The 21,166-nt window shown below is 62.8% G+C and carries 16 protein-coding genes; 7 read left to right on the top strand and 9 right to left on the bottom strand.

The features are described 5' to 3' along the window. Window positions 1–148: 148 nt before the first annotated feature. The 7 genes from ACLH0J_RS04265 to aspA all read right to left on the bottom strand — a co-directional run bounded on the left by ACLH0J_RS04265 (window position 149) and on the right by aspA (window position 12,494). On the bottom strand, window positions 149–1,240 hold the full coding sequence (locus ACLH0J_RS04265) for a polyamine ABC transporter substrate-binding protein (protein ID WP_411390996.1): 1,092 nt from the start codon (window positions 1,238–1,240) through the stop codon (window positions 149–151). Further along, the gene (locus tag ACLH0J_RS04270; RefSeq protein WP_411390997.1) at window positions 1,237–2,271 is read right to left on the bottom strand and encodes a histone deacetylase family protein; all 1,035 of its coding nucleotides are present in this window, start codon (window positions 2,269–2,271) and stop codon (window positions 1,237–1,239) included. The genes ACLH0J_RS04265 and ACLH0J_RS04270 overlap by 4 nt, the downstream gene beginning before the upstream one ends. A gap of 137 nt (window positions 2,272–2,408) precedes the next feature. Continuing rightward, window positions 2,409–3,401: an AraC family transcriptional regulator gene (locus tag ACLH0J_RS04275; protein WP_411390998.1), complete on the bottom strand. Its 993-nt coding sequence runs from the start codon at window positions 3,399–3,401 to the stop codon at window positions 2,409–2,411. Between the two features lie 63 nt (window positions 3,402–3,464). After that, window positions 3,465–8,060 carry a hypothetical protein gene (locus ACLH0J_RS04280; RefSeq protein WP_411390999.1) on the bottom strand — a complete coding sequence of 1,532 codons (4,596 nt, stop codon included), beginning with the start codon at window positions 8,058–8,060 and terminating at the stop codon, window positions 3,465–3,467. Window positions 8,061–8,167: 107 nt separating this feature from the next. Then, window positions 8,168–9,145 (bottom strand): asparaginase, encoded by a 978-nt coding sequence (locus tag ACLH0J_RS04285; protein WP_411391000.1) that lies wholly within the window; start codon window positions 9,143–9,145, stop codon window positions 8,168–8,170. 77 nt (window positions 9,146–9,222) lie between these two features. Continuing rightward, the gene (locus ACLH0J_RS04290; RefSeq protein ID WP_411391001.1) at window positions 9,223–10,668 is read right to left on the bottom strand and encodes an alanine/glycine:cation symporter family protein; all 1,446 of its coding nucleotides are present in this window, start codon (window positions 10,666–10,668) and stop codon (window positions 9,223–9,225) included. Window positions 10,669–11,069: 401 nt separating this feature from the next. Beyond that, window positions 11,070–12,494, bottom strand: coding sequence for an aspartate ammonia-lyase (gene aspA / locus ACLH0J_RS04295; RefSeq protein WP_411391002.1), 1,425 nt, complete (start codon window positions 12,492–12,494; stop codon window positions 11,070–11,072). Between the two features lie 182 nt (window positions 12,495–12,676). Here aspA and ACLH0J_RS04300 point away from each other — a divergent pair, with 182 nt between their 5' ends. From ACLH0J_RS04300 to ACLH0J_RS04320, 5 genes are all read left to right on the top strand, one after another. Next, a complete protein-coding gene (locus ACLH0J_RS04300; RefSeq protein ID WP_411391003.1) occupies window positions 12,677–13,585 on the top strand; it encodes a LysR substrate-binding domain-containing protein in 909 nt (302 codons plus the stop codon). Between the two features lie 285 nt (window positions 13,586–13,870). Then, window positions 13,871–14,362, top strand: a complete 492-nt coding sequence (gene purE / locus ACLH0J_RS04305; RefSeq protein WP_321145336.1) for a 5-(carboxyamino)imidazole ribonucleotide mutase — start codon at window positions 13,871–13,873, stop codon at window positions 14,360–14,362. A gap of 11 nt (window positions 14,363–14,373) precedes the next feature. Next, entirely contained in the window at window positions 14,374–15,459 is a 1,086-nt protein-coding gene (locus ACLH0J_RS04310; RefSeq protein ID WP_411391004.1) for a 5-(carboxyamino)imidazole ribonucleotide synthase, read from the top strand. A gap of 107 nt (window positions 15,460–15,566) precedes the next feature. Beyond that, complete coding sequence (locus tag ACLH0J_RS04315; protein WP_411391005.1) at window positions 15,567–15,812, top strand: GlsB/YeaQ/YmgE family stress response membrane protein; 246 nt, start codon at window positions 15,567–15,569, stop codon at window positions 15,810–15,812. Window positions 15,813–15,890: 78 nt separating this feature from the next. Continuing rightward, the gene (locus tag ACLH0J_RS04320) at window positions 15,891–16,427 is read left to right on the top strand and encodes a DUF3299 domain-containing protein (RefSeq protein WP_411391006.1); all 537 of its coding nucleotides are present in this window, start codon (window positions 15,891–15,893) and stop codon (window positions 16,425–16,427) included. Between the two features lie 118 nt (window positions 16,428–16,545). Here the strand turns inward: ACLH0J_RS04320 and ACLH0J_RS04325 are convergent, their stop codons facing one another. Then, entirely contained in the window at window positions 16,546–17,445 is a 900-nt protein-coding gene (locus tag ACLH0J_RS04325) for a D-hexose-6-phosphate mutarotase (protein ID WP_411391007.1), read from the bottom strand. Window positions 17,446–17,501: 56 nt separating this feature from the next. Further along, window positions 17,502–17,906, bottom strand: coding sequence for an acyl-CoA thioesterase (locus ACLH0J_RS04330; RefSeq protein WP_010566936.1), 405 nt, complete (start codon window positions 17,904–17,906; stop codon window positions 17,502–17,504). Between the two features lie 404 nt (window positions 17,907–18,310). Between ACLH0J_RS04330 and ACLH0J_RS04335 the strand changes: the two genes are divergently transcribed. Together ACLH0J_RS04335 and ACLH0J_RS04340 are read left to right on the top strand one after the other, a co-directional pair. Continuing rightward, on the top strand, window positions 18,311–19,600 hold the full coding sequence (locus ACLH0J_RS04335; protein WP_411391008.1) for an MFS transporter: 1,290 nt from the start codon (window positions 18,311–18,313) through the stop codon (window positions 19,598–19,600). 211 nt (window positions 19,601–19,811) lie between these two features. Continuing rightward, on the top strand, window positions 19,812–20,798 hold the full coding sequence (locus ACLH0J_RS04340; protein WP_411391009.1) for a phosphate ABC transporter substrate-binding protein PstS: 987 nt from the start codon (window positions 19,812–19,814) through the stop codon (window positions 20,796–20,798). Window positions 20,799–21,166: the final 368 nt, after the last annotated feature.

A 21,166-nucleotide genomic window follows, 5' to 3' on the forward strand; every position in this document is an offset into this window, starting at 1 on the left:
AAGGAGGGCGTGAGCGGCGAGGGCTCAGGGGCCTTTCCTTGGGGAGTACGGCGCCGGAGTGCGGCGCCGTTGCAGAGGACAAAAGGTAAAGCGGCGAGGGCTGGCGAGAGGGGTAATTAGTTAGTCTGAGCCCGGTGTGGCGGGGCGGTCAGGTGCCCGATTTGATCTTGGTCCAGGCCCGGGTCCTGGCGCGCTCGGCCTTGCTGTCCAGCGGTTTCAAGGTGTAGAGCGTGGCCATCGCCGCCTCGGTCGGGTACAGGTTGGGGTTGTTGCGGATCGCCGGGTCGACCTGGTCGGTGGCGTCCTTGTTCGGGTTGGGGTAGCCGACGAAATCGCTGATCGGCGCGATCACCTGGGGTTGCAGCAGGTAGTTGATGAAGGTGTAGGCATCCTGCGGGTTCTTCGCGCCTTTGGGGATGGCGAGCATATCGAACCAGATCGGTGCGCCCTCTTTGGGCAGGCGCATGTCTACGATCACGCCATTCTTGGCTTCCTTGGCGCGGTTGGCGGCCTGGGAGAAGCTGCCGGAGTAGCCCACCGCCACGCAGATGTCGCCATTGGCGATGTCGGCCATGTACTTGGAGGAGTGAAAGTAGGTGATGTAGGGGCGGATCTTGAGCAGCAGTGCTTCGGCTTTTTCATAGTCCTTGGGGTTGTTGCTGTTGGGGTCCAGGCCCAGGTGTTGCAGGGCCAGGGGCAGGATCTCCGACGGCGAGTCGAGCAGGGCCACGCCGCAGGCCTTGAGCTTGCTGATGTTCTCTTCCTTGAAGATCAGGTCCCAGCTGTCCACCGGCGCGTTGTCGCCCAGTGCGGCCTTGACCTTGTCGCGGTTGAAGCCGATGAGGATGGTGCCGTACATGTAGGGCACGGCGAATTTGTTACCGGGGTCGTTGGCCTCGATCAGCTTCATCAGCTTGGGGTCCAGGTGGTTCCAGTTGGGCAACTGGCTGCGGTCCAGGGGCTGGAACACGCCGGCCTCGATCTGCTTGGCCAGGAACACGTTGGACGGCACCACCACGTCATAGCCGGAGTTGCCGGTCAGCAGCTTGGCTTCCAGGGCCTCGTTGGTGTCGAAAATGTCGTACACCAGTTTGATGTTGGGGTTCTGCGCCTTGAAGTCCTCCAGGGCTTTGGGGGTGATGTAGTCGAACCAGTTGTAGACCCGCAGGGTTTTTTCTTCGGCATGGGCCGCGCCGCCCAGAACGGCCGCGCAAAGCACAAGTGACTTGAGCATCTTCATTGGGTAGCCCCTTCAAAACCTTCGAGAACGTTGACGGCATTGATGCCGATTTCTTCCACCGCATAACCGCCTTCCATCACGAACAGCGTCGGCTTGCCCAACTGGGCGATGCGCTGCCCCATCGCCAGGTAATCCGGGCTGTCGAGCTTGAACTGCGAGATCGGGTCATCCTTGAACGTATCCACGCCGAGCGAGACCACCACGACATCGGCGCCGTAGCGGTCGATCTCGGCGCAGGCGCTTTCCAGTGCCGCGTTCCAGCGCGCCCAACCGGACCCGGCCGGCAGCGGGTAATTGAAGTTGAAGCCTTCGCCGGCGCCTTCGCCGCGCTCATCGGCATAGCCCAGGAAAAACGGAAATTCCGCCGCGGGGTCGCCGTGGATGGAGGCGAAGAGCACGTCGTTGCGTGCGTAGAAAATTGATTGGGTGCCGTTGCCGTGGTGATAGTCGACGTCGAGGATCGCCACCTTGTGGCGACCCTGATCGAGAAACGCCTGGGCGGCGATGGCCGCGTTGTTGAGGTAGCAATAACCCCCCATCAAGTCGCCGGCGGCGTGGTGTCCCGGTGGTCGGCACAGGGCGAACGCCGCCGGGGCGCCTTGCTGGATCGCCTGTTGCGCGGTCAGTGCCACTTGCGCGGCGCTGTAGGCGGCCTGCCACGTGCCGGCGGTGATGGGCGCGCCGCCGTCGAAGCTGTAGTAACCCAACTGGCCGTGCAGGCTGGTGGGCAATACCTGGCGCAAGGTGCGCGCGGGCCAGGTGTAGGGCAGCAGGTCGCCGTCCTGGCCGAAGTGGGTCCAGCGTTCCCAGGCGCCTTTGAAGAAATCCAGATAGTCGCGGCTGTGGATGCGTTGCAGCGGCGCCAGCCCAAAGTCCTCGGGCGCTTGCACCGGGCCCAGTTCGCGGTCCTTGACCCGTTGCAGCACATGGTCGGCGCGGGAGGGCATTTCGAAACAGGGCATCAGTTGCCCGTCGATCAATTCGCAGCGGCCGTGGTGCAGATGGTGATCGTCCGAGTAGATCGTCAGCATATTGTTGTTCTCGCAGGCGTGGGTCGGTGCCTTGCAGTGTTGCCTCGCCGGCGCGGCAAGAGAACGGCAGGAGCGGCCAAAAGGGGATGGATATGGCCAAATGCACTGTCCGTATTCACCCCACCCGTTGGCGGGGCTCAGGGCCGGAACTGGCTCGGCGCGACCCCGCTCCAGCGCACGAAGGCGTGGCGGAAACTGGCGGTTTCGCTGAAGCCCAGGCGTTCGGCAATGCAGTGGATGGGCATCGCGTCGTCGGCCAGCCACTGCTTGGCCTGCTCGAAACGCAACTCGTCGAGCAGTTCCTGATAGCTGCTGCCCAGGTCGTGCAGGTGCCGGCGCAAGGTGCGCGACGAGCAGTTCAATTGCTCGGCCAGCCGGTCCAGGCCCGGCGCGGCGTGCAGTTGCGTGGCCAGGCGCTGACGCACGCGGCCCAGCCATGCCTGGCGTCCGGTGAACTCGGTGTTCTGCTTGCGGCAACGCTCGGCCATGGCGCGGTGGGTGACGGCGTCGGCCAGGGGCAGCGGTTGATCCAGCCACTGGCGGTCGAAGGCAAACGCATTGCGACCGGCCTCGAAGTGCAACGGGCAGGCGAAGCGTTCGCCATAGCGCGCCTGGTAAGCCGGCGCCGGGTAGTCGAAGCGCGCGCCCAACAAGGGCAGCGGGCGCCCGAGCAAGTCGTCGCAGATGACCTTGAGCGAGGCCAGGCACAACTCGATATTGAACGCGGCCAGCGCCGGGTCTTCGCGATAATCGCCGGCCGTGAACCAGACCCGCTGGCCGTCTTCCTCCAGGCTCAGCTCGAAAAGTGTTCCCAACAGCGCCGGGTAGCGCAGGGCCAGGCGCAAAGCGTCACCGAAGGTGGCACTGGTGAGCAGGGCATAGCCGAGCATGCCGTAGGCCGACACATGCATGCGCTGGCCCAGGTCCAGGCCGATGTCCTGGCGCAGGGCCACGGCGTTGGCGCACACCTGCATCTCCTGGCGCGTGGTGATGCGTGTATCGGGTTGGTGCAAGTCCGCCCCGGCAATGCCGCTGCCGGCCAGCAGCACCTCAGGGGCGATGCCCTGGGTGCTGAAGGCCTCCAGCACCAGCGAGACGGCGTTGAGGGTGGTCAGGTGCGAGTGCAGCATAGGGGCCAATCCCAGCCAATGATGCCTGGAACGAGCAATTCCCATGCCGTGGGCACAGGCCGGTCAGAGGTTGAAGAACAGTCGGCGGGCCTGCTCCAGGTTGATTTCGCTGCGGTAGTAATCAAGCCGTTGCTGTGAATTCAAGCGATTGAGGGAGTCGGCCGCCGCACCCAGGTTGCGCTCCTCCGGTGTTTTCAACCGCGCCGAAATAAACGCCTTGGCCGGTGTCCAGGACGTCGAATAATGAAAGTGCGCGTACCAGAGCACTTCGTCGTTAATGTGATCAACGATGGTGTATTCATCCAGGAAGTCCGGCTTGGCGCCCTTGAGCCGCCGCCGGCTCGTGGTTTTATACAGGGTGATCTCACGGCGCTGCTGCAGCCATTCCACTCCGGCAACGGTGGGTGGCTGGTCCTTGATCATGCGCAGCATGTGCTGGTTGGCCGCTTGATAGAGTTCGGCTGTCGCCTCCTTGAGTTTTCGACTGAGGATCGCGGCGCGGCGCTGCTGTTCAGTACTGAGTTGGGGCTGTGACGAGGCGTGTTCGAGGGCTTGGTCGGTTTCTTCCAGCAGCAGGGCGTGCTGGTGATACAGGTATTCGACGCCGACGGCGCTGCGTGTCGGCTTTTGCGCTTGCTCGTCGGCGCGGGCCTTGAAGGTTTTCAGGCCATCGATAAAGGCCTGGGCCTTATCGAGGGCGACCTGGATATCCGGTGTCGGCGGACGGGGCTCCGGCGGCGTGGTAATCCGCTGTACCCACACGTCCTGATCCTTCTTGTGATAGGTGGCGATGATCTGCTGAGTGATGGGGGACTTGATGTCCACCAGGTCGCTTTCAGGTCCGACTCCGCTGTGGCGCGGCTCACCGATCAACACACCGTCGTAGCGGGTGTGGATGAATTTTTTCAGCGGCGTGGGCGGTGTGTGAGGCGGTGTGGGTCGGTTTCTGAGCGCGTCCCGGTCCAGATGCAACTGCGCTAGCTGTGCCTGCGTGTCCCTGGCGTAGTCGCGCATTTTGCTGCGCAGTTTTTCCAACTGTTCGGGAATGATGGCGTCGGCAAAGTCTTGGGGCAGGTCTTCCAGGCGCTCGCTGATCAGCGCAAATTGCCCGGTCAGGCTGCCCAGCGCTTCGATCCGTTCATCCAGGCGCGCTTCGTTGCGTTCCTGCAAGGTATCGCGCAGGGCCTGGACCGCGATGTCGGCGCTGTTGACGATCGTGTCCAGTGCCGCCCAGGCCTCGGGCGTGCTCTCCAGGGAGGCTTCGGTCAGGCACAGGTTGCGCGACAAGGTCACCTGCACGGCCTTGAGTTCATCGCTGGTGTAGGCGGGCAAGCGCTTCCTGCGTTCGCGGATCTGGCGCAAGCCCTCGGACGGCAGTTTGCGCAGTTGATCGAAGCGCGACTGTACATAGTCCAGGCGCTCGATCATGTCCTGGGTGGTGTCGATCAATCGTCGTGCGTCGCCGATATGGCGCTCCCGAGGCGCCTGGGCCTGGCGCTCGATCTGGTCCAGTACCTTGCGAAACGCCGGTGTGAAGGTGCGCAGGGCTTCATTGATACCCGCTTCGGATAAATCCAGCTGCGCGTTCAAATAGGCCAGGGCCCTGGGCTGGTAGTCGGAGACGGGATCGAACACGTTCAGTTGCTTGAGATGTTGCAGGGCTGTTTCGTAGTCCGTGCGCTGGGCCTGGAGCTTTTGCAGATACAGCTCGCGCTTGGCCTCGGCGGAGGTGCCTGGCGCGTCGCTCATGTCCGCGCGGGCTTGTTGCAATTCCAGGGACAACGTCCTTTTGGTTTTTTCGAACGCCTGCAATTTGTCGCGCATCTGCATGGCATTTTCCTCGGCCTTGAGGCTCGCACGCCGCAGTGCGCGCTTGGGGCCACCGCCGCGCAGGCGCAGGCGCGTGTCGATGAACCATTGGCCGGCGGCATTGCGCAGCAGCGCCGGGCCGCTGCGTTGCGGCTGGTTCGGATCAATGATGAATACCGGCTCGTCGGCTTGCGCCGACACTTCGAACCAGCGCTGGCCGACTGGGACGTAGTACCGCTGCCCCGAGCGGTACAGGTGTTGGTAGGTGCCCTCTTCGGTGATGGCGGCGCTCAAGGTCGTGGGTTTTTGCACCTTGAAACTGTCCAGCACGCTGATCAGCTGTTCGGGGCGGCGGTTGACGGCGCCACTGATGTTCAGCGGTGAAAGGGTGCCGGGCGGCAGGTCGGAGGATGAGTGGGTGGCGAGCTGTTTGAGCACGATCGGTTTGACCGGCCGTTCGGCTTCCGGTCGCGCGGCGAGGGCTTTGCCGGCTGGCTGATGGCGTGTGGCGATATGCAGGGTGATCGCCAGGCCGAGGTTGAGCAGCACATCGGTCAGCGCCGCCCATTGGGCGCGGTTGTCCCGCCGGTTTTCGGCGTCGACCCACTCTTGCAGTTGATCGAAGATCTGCCAGATCCAGGCGGCGGTGCCGAGGGTCGGGCTGAGGAACGGCAGCACGGCACTGAGCAGTGTCCAGCCGGCCTGCTTGAGCGTCGCCCAGCGGCTTTCCGCGTTGGACACCGACTGGCGATCAGCCAGGGTCGCCGATGCCTGGGCATTGGCCTTGAACAGCGTGGCCGGCAGGTCGCCGCTGAGCACGACGTTGGCCAGCGTCATCGGGCCGCTCAGGGTCCACAGCTTGTCGGGCTCCACCAAATAGTCGGCCACTGCCCAAGGCGATGGCAGGTTTCCTGGAAACACGTAGTTGGCGTAGTCCTCGCGTGCCGCATCGGGCAGCCACGCCAGTACCGAGTCGCGCAATTCGGGCGATTGCGCCACGGCGTAGATCAGGTTGGCCGGCGAGGCGTATTGCACCAACGGCGGGTTGAGCATGGGGCGATAGAGCAGGCACGGTCCGGCGGCCATATCCTGAGGGCCGATCACGTACATGTTGGTCACCACGTCGTAGGACCCATCCCGGCGGCGCGTGGGCGCAAAGGCCAGCTTACGCATGACAACGGCCTGGCCATTCACGTTGTGCTCATGGGCATCGATGGCCATCAGCGCGGTGATGTAACGGTAGCCCTGCTCATTGATCCCGTTCTGTTGGCGCAGCTTGCTCTGCAGCGCCATCAGCGGCAGTTGGATGCGCAACTGTTGGGTGTACAGGGTGTTGCGGCGGGTCGATTCCTGGCGGATATCCAGCAACTTGGTCTTGATCAGTTCCGGGTAATACTTGCCGACATCGACCTGTTGGATGATGCGTTCCGCGTAGTCCACGGTCATCCAGTCGGGCAGCGTTGCCGCGTTTTCCAACTGGATCGTTTTATTACCCAAGGGCAGGGCGATCAAGTTCTGCAGGGCCAGCTCCACCAGGGTGAAGGTGCGCGTGTCGTAGGCCCCTGGCACGGTGAAGGCGCCCCAGACCACCACGCTTTGCACGCGCACGCGGATGTTCTCCACCGGCAGGTGTTGGGCATCGGGATGGTCCAGGAGGATCTGGTCCTTGATCTGCTCAAGGGCGTACTGCTCGATGCTGGGGATATCGTCCAGGTACGTCTGGCCGGCGTTCGCGGTGTTGAGCGCCGCGAGGTCCTTGAGGTGGCGGGCATAGTTGTTCAGGTCGCTGGTGGCGGCGTTGCTCAACCAGTCGGGCAGGGCGCTGCGATACCACTCAAGGCCGGGCCCCGTGGTGGCGGGTACATCATGGGCGCCCGGGGTCGAGTTCAAGGCCGTGTTGATGCGGTCCGGGCTGCTCTGGCGCAGTTGCGAAAGATCCATGGCGCCGACCGCGCGCACCTGCTGGCCGATGAATGCACAGGCCAGATGATCGAAAAAATCGCCTTCGGGCTCGAACAAGCGCCATTGCAGCGTGGTGCGGTTCGTCTGTGGCCCTAGATGGTCCGGCAGCGATTTGCCCAGTTGTTCCTGCGAGTCGAACTTCTCGTAGCCCTTGAGCAGGGAGTAACAGAGGATGATCGTGCGGCCCTCGTGGCGACCTGACAGCACCGCGATTTTCAGCGGGGTGAAGCCTTTGCTCCGAGTGCCGTCGGTCTGTTCGATTTCGACGATGCAGGCTTTGCTCCCATAGGGGTCATCGACTTGTCGGCTGTCGCGGTCGGGCAGGCGAAACAGCCGGCGGGCCATGGCGCAGTCGGTTTCATTCCAGGCCTCGACGCCCTGGGCATTCCAGCCGTTGCGCAGGGTGTTGGACAGTTCCTGCCAGCGCGGCCCTTTGGTGCTGCTGTCGTTCCAGAAATCCACCAAGTGCGCCTGGTAGCCACTGAGCATCACCGGGGCGCGGGTGTTGAGGATTTTCGCGATATCGGTCATGCGCACGGGCAAATGCAGCGGCGGCTCGGTGAGCGGTTGCCGGGTGAGAAAGTGCTCGCCCTCGATGCACTGCGTCGGTATTGCCAGCACGGCCTGGCGCGCCAACAAGTCGCTGAGTGCGTGATACTCGGGCGGCCCGGCCACGATCTGGTCGTCGACGAGCGACCAGGTAGGCGCGCCCATCAGCGTGCTGTCCGGGTCGATGTTCAGGGTCGGATATTGCTCGTTCAGCGCCTGGCGCAATAACTCGCTGGCGACCTCGCGAAAGGACGGCCCGGCATAGAACTGTGCGATCAGTTCCTGGGTCGGGTCGCTGTTCGCGGGCGGGTCCTGGGCGGTGGAAGTTGAAGAGGTCATGGGGCGTTCCTGGGGGGCCGGTGGATGGAAATAACCCGAGAGAAAGACTCGGGTTTTCCATGCTAAGCACCAACCGCTCAGAAACCGGTGTGACTATGTATCGACGCTCAACTCAGCTCGGCGCACAGGTCCAGTTCGACCAGGCGGCGAATCTCGGCGTTGGCCAGCCCGGCGCCGATCAAGGCATTGAGCTTGCCGAACGCGGCCTCGCGGGTCATGCCGCCGCCGGACAGCACGCCCACGCCACGCAGACGGCTGCCGGCTTCGTACACATCCAGTTCCACGCCGCCTTCATGGCATTGGGTGATCGCCACCACCACCACGCCCTGATCCTGTGCGCGCTGGAGGCTGGCGAGGAACGCCGGGTTATCGCTGGGCCCGGTGCCGCTGCCGTAGCATTCGAGCACCAGCGCCTGGAGGCCGCTGTCGATCAGCGCATCCAGTTGCCCGGCGGCGATGCCCGGCACCAGCGGCAACACGCCGACATTGGCCAGGGCTTTGGGTTGACGGTAATCCAGGGCGGCGGGCAGCGTCTCGGCCTTGGCCACGCCGCCGTTGCGCTGCAGCGCGGCGAACGGGTGGCGACCGAAACTGCGGATCTTCGCGCAGCGGGTCGGCGCCATCAGCGCGCCGTGGAAGAACAGGTGCACGCCCGCGGCCAGGCCTTGGCCCAGCGCCGCCAGCGCACCGCTGACGTTTTCCCAGGCATCGCTGTCGGGCACGCCGGCGGGCAGCATCGAACCGGTAAACACCACCGGTGCCGGCAGGCCCAGCAGTTGAAAGCTCATGGCCGCCGCGCTGTAGGCCAGGGTGTCGGTGCCGTGCAGGATCAGCACCGCATCGCAGCCCTCGTCCACCGCCTCGACCACCGCGCTGCGCAGGCGTTGCCAGTAGGCGGGGGTCATGTTGGCGCTGTCGATCAACGGCGACATTTCCCGGAAGCGCCAGGCCGGCACGGGGGCATCGGCAAGCTGTTCGCGCATGCGCGCTTCGAAACCGGATGCCGGGGCCAGGCCGTTGGCGCTGGCCTGCATGCCGATGGTGCCGCCGGTATAGAGCACCATGACGTGGTTAGCTGATTGCATTGAAGACTCTCCTGAACGAAAAACGCCGCCGGGCCCAGAGCATGCCCAAGGCCGGGCGGCGTGTCATCTGCCTACGCTCAGTGTTGCACTTGAGCGTTCAGTTCAGCCGATGGAGCGGCTTGCGGTTTCACCGGATTGGCCGGCCAGGCCTTGCGGTCCAGGTCCAGATCGGGGAACTGGCTGGAGTCGAACACCGGGGTCTTGATGCCCGCCGCGCGCTGGTTGTCGTAGTCGTTCAGGATGCGCATGGCGATCTTGAACAGGAACGCCAGGGCGAACAGGTTGACGAATGCCAGCAGGGTCATGGTGATGTCGGCGAAGGCGAACACGGTGGTCAGGTCTTCGATGGAACCCCAGAAAATCAGCACCAGCACCAGCGCGCGATAGCCCATCAGCACCCAGCGGTTGTGACCGACCAAAAAGCGCAGGTTGCTCTCGCCGAGGTAGTAGTTGTACATGATCGAGGTGAACACGAATAACGCCAGGGCCACCGAGATGAACATCCGGCCCCATTCGCCGACCACGGCCGCCAGGGAGTTCTGGGTCAGGGCAATGCCGTCGCCTTCGAAGCCCGGGGTGTAGAAGCCGGAGAGCAGGATCAGCAAGGCGGTGCAGGTGCAGATCACGAAGGTGTCGAGGAACACGCTGAACGCCTGCACCACACCCTGGGCGATCGGATGTTCCACCGACGCGACGGCGGCCACGTTAGGCGCACTGCCCAAACCGGCTTCGTTGGCGAACACGCCGCGCTTCACGCCCATGATGATTGCGCTGCCCACCAGGCCGCCGAAGGCTTGGTCGAGGCCGAAAGCGCTCTTGACGATGGTCGCGAGCATGGCCGGCACGTGGTCGAATTGCAGCACGATCACGTACAGGGTCACGGCGATGTAGATCAAGGTCTTGACCGGCACCAGCAGGTCGGCGATCGAGGCGATGCGCTTGATCCCGCCGATGAACACCAGGCCCAGCAAGGCTGCGAGCGCAAGACCGGTGTAGGTGGTGTCCAGGCCAAAGGCGTTGTTCAGCGAGTGGGTCACGGCATGGGCTTGCAGGCCGTTGAAGGCAAACCCGAAGGTCACCAGCAGCAGGAACGCCATGAGCATGGCCAGCCCGCGTTTTTGCAGGCCGTGCTGAATGTAATAGGCCGGGCCGCCACGGAAGGTGCCTTCGGTGTCGGTGCGCTTGTACAACTGGCCGAGGGAGCACTCGATAAAGCTCGACGACATGCCCACCAGGGCAGTGACCCACATCCAGAACACGGCGCCCGGGCCGCCGAGGGTCACGGCAATACCGACGCCTGCGATGTTACCGGCACCGACACGGCCGGCGAGGCTGAGCATCAGCGCCTGGAACGAGCTGAGCTGGTCGGAGCTGTTTTTCAGGCTGTCGCGAAACACCGAAAACATGTGGAAAAAGTGACGCAACTGAACGAAACGCGAGCGGATCGTGAAGTAGCCGCCGAGCCCGACAATGAGCACGATCAGGACTTTCCCGGAGAGGAAGCCGTTGATGAGTTCGAGCATGGAGTGTTCCTCGCTGATTTTTCTAATGGCAAACGCAGGACGGTTCGACGCTGTCGCCGGGCACCAGGCAGTGCGCGACGGCTCGACCCGATCCTTTTGCGGGTGTTGTTATTCATGCGGTTTCGCGTGTATCCGGGCCTCGTTACCGACGGCCGCTGGCGCGAAGAGGGGCGGCACTATACCTAGGCGAACGTAATCCGTCTTCCTGAGCTGATTAAAGGTTTCAGCATGCGGGAACGTCAATGATGATGCGGGGATCCTGAATCTCTGCGGCGTTCTCGGGGTTTTCGCGGGCAAGCTCGCGCCTACAGGCAAAAAAAGGGCCTGGAGAACGAGTCTTCAGGCCCTCAAAAGGTGAGAGGTGTCTAGTCCCTCAACCTGGTGAGCGGTGCAACCAACGGTTAGGCCTTCAGCGGCACCAAACGTGGGGCAATCATGTTTTCGGGGCGCAGGATGTCGTCGAGCATGGCGTCGTCGAGCAAGCCTTCTTCGCGCACCAGTTCCAGCACGCCGCGGCCGCTTTCGAGGGCGATACGCGCGATGCGGGTGGCGTTTTCATAGCCGATGTACGGGTTCAGTGCGGTGACCAGGCCGATGGAGTGCTCCACCAGTTCGCGGCAGCGCGCTTCGTTGGCGGTGATGCCGACGATGCAGTGCTCGCGCAGCATGTCCATGGCGCGTTGCAGCAGGCGGATCGAGTCGAAGATCTTGAAGGCGATCAGCGGCTCCATCACGTTCAACTGCAGTTGGCCGCCTTCGGCTGCCATGGTCAGGGCCAGGTCGTTGCCGATCACCTGGAAGGCCACTTGGTTGACGGCTTCCGGGATCACCGGGTTGACCTTGCCAGGCATGATCGAACTGCCCGGCTGGCGGGCCGGCAGGTTGATCTCGTTGATGCCGGTGCGTGGGCCGCTGGACAGCAGGCGCAGGTCGTTGCAGATCTTCGACAGCTTGACCGCGGTGCGCTTGAGCATGCCGGAGAACAGCACGAAGGCGCCCATGTCGGAGGTGGCTTCGATCAAGTCCGCCGCCGGTACCAGCGGCTGGCCGCTGATGGTGGCCAGGCGTTGCACGGCCAGGGCCTGGTAGCGCGGGTCGGCGTTGATGCCGGTGCCGATGGCGGTGCCGCCCAGGTTCACTTCGGTGAGCAGCTCCGGCGCCAGCGTTTTCAGGCGGGCCAGGTCTTCGTTGAGGGTGGTGGCAAAGGCGCGGAATTCCTGGCCGAGGGTCATCGGCACGGCGTCTTGCAACTGGGTGCGGCCCATTTTCAACACATGGTTGAACTCGACGCCCTTGGCGGCGAACGCCTGGATCAGGCTGTCGAGGCTGGCCAGCAGTGCGTCATGGCCCAACAGCAGACCCAGGCGGATCGCGGTCGGGTAGGCGTCGTTGGTCGACTGCGCCATGTTCACGTCGTTGTTGGGGTGCAGGTATTGGTACTCGCCCTTGTTGTGGCCCATGGCCTCCAACGCGATGTTGGCGATGACTTCGTTGGCATTCATGTTGGTTGAAGTGCCGGCGCCGCCTTGAATCATGTCCACCACGAACTCTTCGTGGAAGTCGCCGCGGATCAGGCGGGCACAGGCTTCGCTGATGGCCGCGTGCTTGGCTTCGCTGAGCTGGCCGAGTTCGCGGTTGGCATCAGCGGCGGCCTGCTTGACCATGGCCAGGCCGATCACCAGTTTCGGGTAATGCGAAATCGGAACGCCCGAGAGGCGGAAGTTATTCACCGCTCGCAGGGTCTGGATGCCGTAATACGCTTGGGCAGGTACTTCGAGTACGCCAAGCAGGTCTTTTTCTGTGCGGAATGATGCAGCGGAGGACATGACGGAAATCATCTCGATATGGACCCGGAACTGGCCGGAACGCTGCGAATGCTAGGCTTGTGGGCGTTTTTGGGCCAATGCTGTTAAGCACTGGCCTATGCACAAACGGCATAATGCGCGCGTGACCCGGTTATCATAGCGGGCGTGTGTGCCAAAACGGTGCGTATCCGTGGGAGGACGTAATGAACCTTGAGAGCAAATGGCTGGAAGACTTCAGCGCCCTGGCGGCGACGCGCAGTTTTTCCCAGGCGGCGGAGCGGCGTTTTGTCACCCAGCCGGCGTTCAGCCGCCGTATCCGCAGCCTCGAAGCCGCGCTGGGCCTGACCCTGGTCAACCGCTCGCGCACGCCGGTGGAACTGACGGCGGCGGGCCAACTGTTCCTGGTGACCGCGCGTACCGTGGTCGAGCAGCTCGGCGAAGTGCTGCGCCATTTGCATCACCTGGAAGGTGGGCAGGGCGAAGTCATGCAAGTGGCGGCGGCGCACTCGCTGGCGCTGGGCTTTTTCCCACGCTGGATCGCGCAACTGCGTAACGAAGGGCTGAACATCGCCACCCGGCTGGTCGCGACTAACGTCGGCGATGCCGTGCATGCCCTGCGCGAAGGCGGTTGCGATCTGATGCTGGCGTTCTACGACCCGGACGCGGCGATGCAGATGGACCCGGAGATCTTCCCTTCGCTGCACCTGGGCAACACGGAAATGCTGCCGGTGTGCGGCGCCGACGCCGACGGCAAGCCGCTGTTCGACCTGGAAGGTGAGGGCAGTGTGCCGCTTCTGGCTTACAGCGCGGGTGCGTTTCTCGGGCGTTCCGTCAATCTGCTGCTGCGCCAGCGCGCCCTGCGCTTTACCACCATCTACGAAACCGCCATGGCGGACAGCCTCAAAAGCATGGCCCTCGAAGGCCTCGGCATTGCCTGGGTGCCGCAACTGAGCGTGCGCGCGGAACTGGCGCGGGGCGAACTGGTGGTGTGTGGCGGGCCGCAGTGGCATGTGCCGCTGGAGATTCGTCTGTATCGCTGTGCCTTGGTGCGTAAGGCGAATGTGCGGTTGTTGTGGCGCAAACTCGAAGGTGGGGCGGCGCAAAACACCTGAGCCCGATACCGCTTAACTGTGGAAGGGGCATGTGGGAGGGAGCAAGCCCCCTCCCACACAATTTCGCGGTGCTTTTGACTGACTTGAAAGTCAATAAAGTCGCTGGTTTGCGCCGCTCGACAGATGGTCATCCGAGGGGCTGTTTATCTGCGTTATTACGGTATACTGCGCGGCCTTCGGCCGGTCCAACCGGCCTAAATTCGTACACCAAGCCACGCCGGATTTCCCGCGTGGCTTGTTGTTTTTTGACGCGCCCGCGGGCGCCCAGAGAGAAGAGGCACGACGATGAGTGCATTGGTTGGCGTGATCATGGGCTCCAAGTCCGATTGGTCCACCCTTAGCCACACCGCCGATATGCTGGAAAAACTCGGCATTCCGTATGAAGTGAAAGTGGTCTCTGCCCACCGCACCCCGGACTTGCTGTTCCAGTATGCCGATGAAGCAGAATCCCGTGGCATCGAGGTGATCATCGCCGGTGCCGGCGGTGCAGCGCACCTGCCAGGCATGTGTGCGGCCAAGACCCACCTGCCGGTACTCGGTGTGCCGGTGCAGTCGTCGATGCTCTCGGGCGTGGATTCGCTGTTGTCCATCGTGCAGATGCCGGCCGGTATCCCGGTGGCCACCCTGGCGATCGGCAAGGCCGGCGCGATCAACGCCGCGTTGCTGTCCGCCAGCATCCTGGGCGCCAAGCATCCGCAGTTCCACGCGGTGCTGAAAAAATTCCGTGCTGAGCAGACAGAAAGCGTACTGGACAATCCAGACCCACGCATCGCCTGAGGTTGTTGACCATGAAAATCGGTGTAATCGGTGGCGGCCAACTGGGTCGCATGCTGGCCCTGGCGGGAACGCCGCTGGGGATGAACTTCGCTTTCCTGGACCCGGCGCCGGATGCCTGTGCGGCCGCATTGGGTGAACACCTGCGTGCTGACTACAGCGACCCGGACCACCTGCGCCAACTGGCCGACGAAGTCGACCTGGTGACCTTCGAGTTCGAAAGCGTTCCGGCCGAAACCGTGGCTTTCCTCGCGCAGTTCGTGCCGGTGTACCCGAGCGCCGAAGCCTTGCGCATCGCCCGTGACCGCTGGTTCGAGAAGAGCATGTTCAAGGATCTGGGGATTCCGACGCCGGCGTTCGCCGATATCCAGTCCCAGGCAGACCTGGACGCCGCCGTCGCCAGCATCGGCCTGCCGGCTGTGCTGAAAACCCGCACCCTGGGTTACGACGGCAAGGGCCAGAAAGTCCTGCGCACCCCCGCCGATGTGGTCGGCACCTTCGCCGAACTGGGCAGCGTGGCCTGCCTGCTGGAAGGCTTCGTGCCGTTCACCGGCGAAGTCTCGCTGATCGCCGTGCGTGCCCGCGATGGCGAAACCCGCTTCTACCCGCTGGTGCACAACACCCACGAAAACGGCATCCTCAAGCTGTCCGTGGCGAGCACCGACCATCCGTTGCAGGCACTGGCCGAAGACTATTCCAGCCGGGTGCTCAAGCAACTGGATTATGTCGGTGTGATGGCATTCGAGTTCTTTGAAGTCGACGGTGGCCTCAAGGCCAACGAAATCGCCCCGCGTGTGCACAACTCCGGGCACTGGACCACCGAAGGCGCCGAGTGCAGCCAGTTCGAGAACCACCTGCGCGCGGTGGCGGGCTTGCCGCTGGGCTCCACGGCCAAGGTGGGCGAGAGCGCCATGCTCAACTTCATCGGCGTGGTGCCGCCGGTTGAACAGGTCATCGCCATCGACGACTGCCACCTGCACCACTACGGCAAGGCGTTCAAGACCGGGCGCAAGGTCGGCCACGCCAACCTGCGTTGCCAGGACCGTGCGACGCTGCAAGCGCAGATCCTCAAGGTCCAAACGTTGATCGCCGAGCAATAATCCTTGGGCGCGGCGGGAACCATTGGTGACCGCCGTCCCTCTGATTGCAGGATGACGCAGCCTGACTAGGCTTTGTCATGACTCACATTCAATCAGAGGGGCATGCAATGGGTATCATCGGAACCATCTTTATCGGCCTGATCGTCGGCCTGCTGGCGCGTTTCCTCAAGCCCGGCGACGACAGCATGGGCTGGATCATGACCATTGTGCTGGGTATCGCCGGCTCCCTTGCTGCCACCTATGGCGGTCAGGCGTTGGGTATCTACCAGGCTGGCCAGGGCGCGGGTTTCATCGGCGCATTGGTGGGCGCTATTGTGCTGTTGGTGATCTACGGCCTGATCAAAAAGAAGTAATCGAGCCACAAAGTCCTCTGCGCTGCGCAGGCGCAGAGGGCTAGAATGCCGGCACTGTTTACCTTGTCGAGCTCCTCCATGCGCCGTCTCCTCTTGATGTTTCTCCTGCTGGGCTCAGGCCTGGCTCATGCTGGCGAACTGCCGGAAACCGACTGGCTCGACCTGATGCCGCTGTCGGATCAGAAAGCCCTCGAAGCCATGCCCGAGATCGACCACAACTCCCCCGAAGCCCAAGGCACGTTCACCGACAAAGGTGGCCTGAAGCAGAGCAAAGGCTTGCCGGCGGTGATGTATTCCACCAAGACCGTGGCCGCGATGAACGGCAAGAACATCCGTATCGGCGGTTATCCGGTGCCGTTGGAAACCGACGCCAAGGGCCGCAGCACGCTGTTCTTCCTGGTGCCGTACCCCGGCGCTTGCATCCACGTGCCGCCACCGCCGCCCAACCAACTGGTGCTGGTGCGCTATCCCAAGGGGCTGAAGCTGGATGATATCTACACGCCGCTGTGGGTCACGGGCACGCTGAAGGTGGAGACGGTCAACAACGACCTGGCCGATGCGGCGTATGCGCTGGATGCGGCGAAGGTGCGGGCTGTAAAGGAATCCGATCTCTAAAACCCAACACGTAACAATGTGGGAGGGGGCTTGCTCCCGATAGCAGAGGGTCAGTCAGCACATTTGTGGCTGATAGGCCGCTATCGGGAGCAAGCCCCCTCCCACATTTTGATTGGGTTTACAGCGTGGTGCTGGCGATGCTCACGCCCAGTGTGTGGCTTTCGCCCGGCGCCAGGGTCACCACGTCATCCAGCACATTCGCCGTCTCGATGCACAACATGCCCTGCCAGCCGTCGTCGGCCATGTCGTCGAAGGCTTTGGCGCGTTCGGTCCAGGGGTTCCAGATCACGGTCGACCGCGAGCCCTCGGCGGTCAACTGGAGGCGGCGCTGCCAGTCGTTGTCGACGATGTTCAACTGCGCGGGCGTGTCGAGGTAGATGCGGTCGGTCTCGGCGCTGAAGTGCAGCGGGCCGGCCTGGGTCTTCTCGGCCCAGCCATCGGCGGTGTCGATATAGGCCGTTGCGTCCAGGCCTTCGACCTGCACGTTGCGCACATCGCTCACGGCGAAATAGGTGTGCAGCGCCTGGCTGAGCGTCACGGTGTCGGTGCCGCGGTTGTGGCTGGTCAGGCGGATCTGCAGTTGATCGTCGAGCAGCAGGCTCAGCTTCAGGTCAACCTGATGGGGCCAGCCGGGGAAACCATCTGCCGGCACCGGCAGCACCAGGTCGACGCGCAAGGTCTCGCCTTGACGTTCGCTCCCGGCCAATTCCCACAGCGCAGTACGCACAAAACCGTGGGCGCCCGCCGGCTGGTCGCTCTGGCGCATCGCCTTGACGCTCTGCGGGTTGCGGTCAAACACGCCAAACCAGGGCCAGCACACCGGCACACCGGTACGGATGCCTTTGCCTGTCTTGAACACGGCGGCCTTGTTCGGCCAGATCAACGGCTGCTCGCCTGCGCGTTGGTAACTGAAGAGATGCGCGCCCTGGCGGGCCACCATCAGTTCGGCGCCGTTGTGGCGGATGCGCCAGCAGTCCAGCTCGTCGATTTTCACGCTTTCAACGTGGGGCGTAGGCATACACAGCACTCTCAATGTCAGGCAATGGGCAATTGACCGTGAAAACCCGGCGAGGTTTAACGCGCGCGGGACGGCACCGAGCGCGTGCGGCCGCTGCCATCGATGGCGACGAACACGAACACCGCCTCGGTGACCTTGCGCCATTCGCTGGACAGCGGGTCGTCGCTCCACACTTCGACCATCATCTGGATCGAGCTGCGGCCGATTTCCAGGGCCTGGGTATAAAAGGACAACTGTGCGCCCACTGCCACGGGCACCAGGAACGCCATGCGATCAATGGCCACTGTGGCTACGCGTCCACCGGCGACCTTGCTGGCCATGGCGGTGCCGGCCAGGTCCATCTGCGAGACCAGCCAGCCGCCGAAGATGTCGCCGAAACCGTTGGTTTCACGTGGGAGCGCGGTGATTTGCAGGGCGAGATCGCCTTGCGGGATAGGATCTTCTTGTTCGAGTTCGATCATGCCGAGGGTGCCTCTTACCCGTGACGCTTCATGGGTATATCAAGTGGATAGCCGTCTTGTAGAAAAACGTTTCAGCACCAACACGCGAGGTTCAATGCGTTTCTCGTAAGGCGTACTAAAGGGAAACTCTGCCAAATCGGCTGGATCGCACCCAACGACGTTTTGGCACAGTAGCCCCTCAAGACTGCGGGTCTGGCGCTCGCAAGGGCCGAGTATATCGACACACATGCGTCACGACGACCTCCCGGCGTTCATTTGGTCGGCAATTAGCCGCTGTATTGCGGCTTTTTCCCGCAGCGGTGCTTGTGATGTGCTTTTACAAGCGATTTGCTATCTTGCCCAACCCGTTCTGGCTCAGACCGCCTCTCGGGTCTGCCGTTCTGACTAATAAGAGAAGCCTTGCCATGTCCTCCGTGCCCGCAAGCAGTGCGCAACCCTCGCGCCCGCTGACCCGCAACGACTACAAAACCCTGTCGCTGTCTGCCTTGGGCGGGGCGCTGGAATTCTACGATTTCATCATCTTCGTGTTTTTCGCCACTGTGGTCGGAAAACTGTTCTTCCCCGCCGACATGCCTGATTGGCTGCGCATGATGCAGACCTTCGGCATCTTCGCTGCCGGCTACCTGGCGCGCCCGCTGGGCGGCATCGTCATGGCGCACTTCGGCGACCTGCTGGGGCGCAAGAAAATGTTCACCCTGAGCATCTTCATGATGGCCGTGCCGACCCTGATCATGGGCCTGCTGCCGACCTATGCGCAGATCGGCCTGTTGGCGCCGCTGCTGTTGCTGTTGATGCGCGTGATCCAGGGTGCGGCGATCGGCGGTGAGGTGCCGGGCGCCTGGGTGTTCGTCTCCGAACACGTGCCGGCGCGCCATATCGGCTACGCTTGCGGCACCCTGACCAGCGGCCTGACCGCCGGCATTCTGCTGGGTTCGCTGGTGGCCACCGCGATCAACACTCTTTATACCCCGGAGCAGGTCTCGGATTACGCCTGGCGTATCCCGTTTCTGCTCGGCGGCGTGTTCGGCCTGTTGTCGGCCTACCTGCGCCGCTGGCTGCATGAAACGCCGGTATTCGCCGAGATGCAGCAACGCAAGGCCCTGGCCGCCGAGGTACCGTTGCGCGCCGTGTTGCGCGACCACCGTGGTGCCATCGTGCTGTCGATGTTGTTGACCTGGTTGCTGTCGGCCGGCGTGGTGGTGGTCATCCTGATGACCCCGACCGTGCTGCAGACCGTTTACAACTTCAGCCCGACCGTTGCCCTGCAAGCCAACAGCCTGGCCATCGTCACCCTGACCCTGGGTTGCATCGCCTCCGGCGCCCTGGCCGACCGCTTCGGGGCCGGTCGCGTCCTGGTCATCGGTTGCGCGCTGCTGCTGGCGACGTCCTGGGCGCTTTATCACAGCCTGTTCGCCCACCCTGAGTGGCTGTTCGAGCTGTACGCCTTGACCGGTTTGTTCGTCGGCACCATCGGCGTCGTGCCTTACGTCATGGTCAAAGCGTTTCCGCCGGTGGTGCGCTTCAGCGGCCTGTCGTTCTCCTACAACGTCGCCTACGCCGTGTTCGGCGGGTTGACGCCGCTGGCGGTGTCGCTGTTGATGAAAGGAAGCCCGATGGGCCCGGCCTACTACGTTGCCGTGCTGTGTGTGATGGGGATGGGTGTGGGTGGGTATCTGTGGATGCGTGGTCGCTAAAACCATCCCTATTCCCCCTGTGGTGAGGGAGCAAGCGCCCTCGCCACAACCAGCGCATTACCCCGTGTTTTTTGCAGTCATTCGCCCGTTGACCACCTTCTCTCTCCATGCTGGCCTTTCATCCAATTGTCATATTTCAGACATAGAGTGTTCACACGGCCTCCCGATACTTGGCCCCGATCCAACTATCCCTTTCTGCTAGGAGTAAGGCATGAAACTGAAGCGTTTGATGGCGGCAATGACTTTTGTCGCTGCTGGCGTTGCGACTGCCCACGCGGTGGCCGCTGGTGTTGACCCGGCAATTCCGGCTTATGTTAAGACCACTGGTGTGTCGGGCAACTTGTCCAGCGTCGGTTCCGATACCCTGGCTAACCTGATGACCCTGTGGGCTGAGGGTTATAAGAAGGAATACCCGAACGTCAACATCCAGATTCAAGCTGCCGGCTCCGCGACCGCCCCACCTGCGCTGACTGAAGGCACCTCCAACCTGGGCCCGATGAGCCGCAAGATGAAGGACACCGAACTGGCGGCCTTTGAGCAGAAGTATGGCTATAAACCAACCGCTATCCCGGTGGCCGTGGATGCTCTGGCGGTGTTTGTGCACAAGGACAACCCGATCCAGCACCTGACCATGGAACAGGTCGACGCGATCTTCTCCTCGACGCGTCTGTGCGGCGCTAAAGCCGACGTGAAAACCTGGGGCGACCTGGGCGTGACCGGCGACCTGGCCAACAAGCCGGTGCAACTGTTCGGGCGCAACTCGGTATCCGGCACCTACGGCTACTTCAAGGAAGAAGCCCTGTGCAAAGGCGACTACAAATCTAACGTGAACGAACAACCAGGCTCGGCTTCGGTCGTGCAGTCGATCAGCTCCTCGCTGAACGGCATCGGTTACTCGGGCATCGGTTACAAGACCGCCAGCGTGAAGACCGTGGCCCTGGCCAAGAAAGGCAGCACCGAGTTCATCGAAGACAGCGAAGAAAACGCCCTGAACGGCAAATACCCGCTGTCGCGCTTCCTCTACGTCTATGTCAACAAAGCCCCGAACAAGCCACTGGCCCCGCTGGAAGCTGAGTTCGTGAAACTGGTTCTGTCCAAACAGGGCCAGGAAGTTGTGGTTAAAGACGGCTACATCCCACTGCCAGCCAAAGTGGCCGCCAAGGCCCTGGCTGACCTGGGTCTGAAAGAAGGCAACTAAGTTGCCGGGCTGGGTAAAACCGGCCTTTCTGTAGGAGCGAATTTGCTCGCGAAAGACGATAGAGCCGCGCGTTTATTCAGAAGTGGCGCGTTATCGTTAGCGATCTTCGCGAGCAAGCTCACTCCTACAGAAATTCCTAATTTTTAGTCCGCTGCCAGCACTGCTTCGCGGCGGATTTTGTGCGTCACTGCATTGTCATCTTTCTGTCATACAGGATCGCTAGGGTGTGCGCATGAATGATCTGGCCAATTCCACCATGACGACGACTTCTCCCCCCAAGCGTATTGACTTCAATACGCCTGAGCTGCAACGCAAGCGCCGTATCCGCGCGCTCAAGGATCGCCTGACCCGCTGGTACGTGCTGGTGG

The organism is Pseudomonas sp. MPB23 (assembly GCF_046605395.1).
GTDB lineage: Bacteria > Pseudomonadota > Gammaproteobacteria > Pseudomonadales > Pseudomonadaceae > Aquipseudomonas.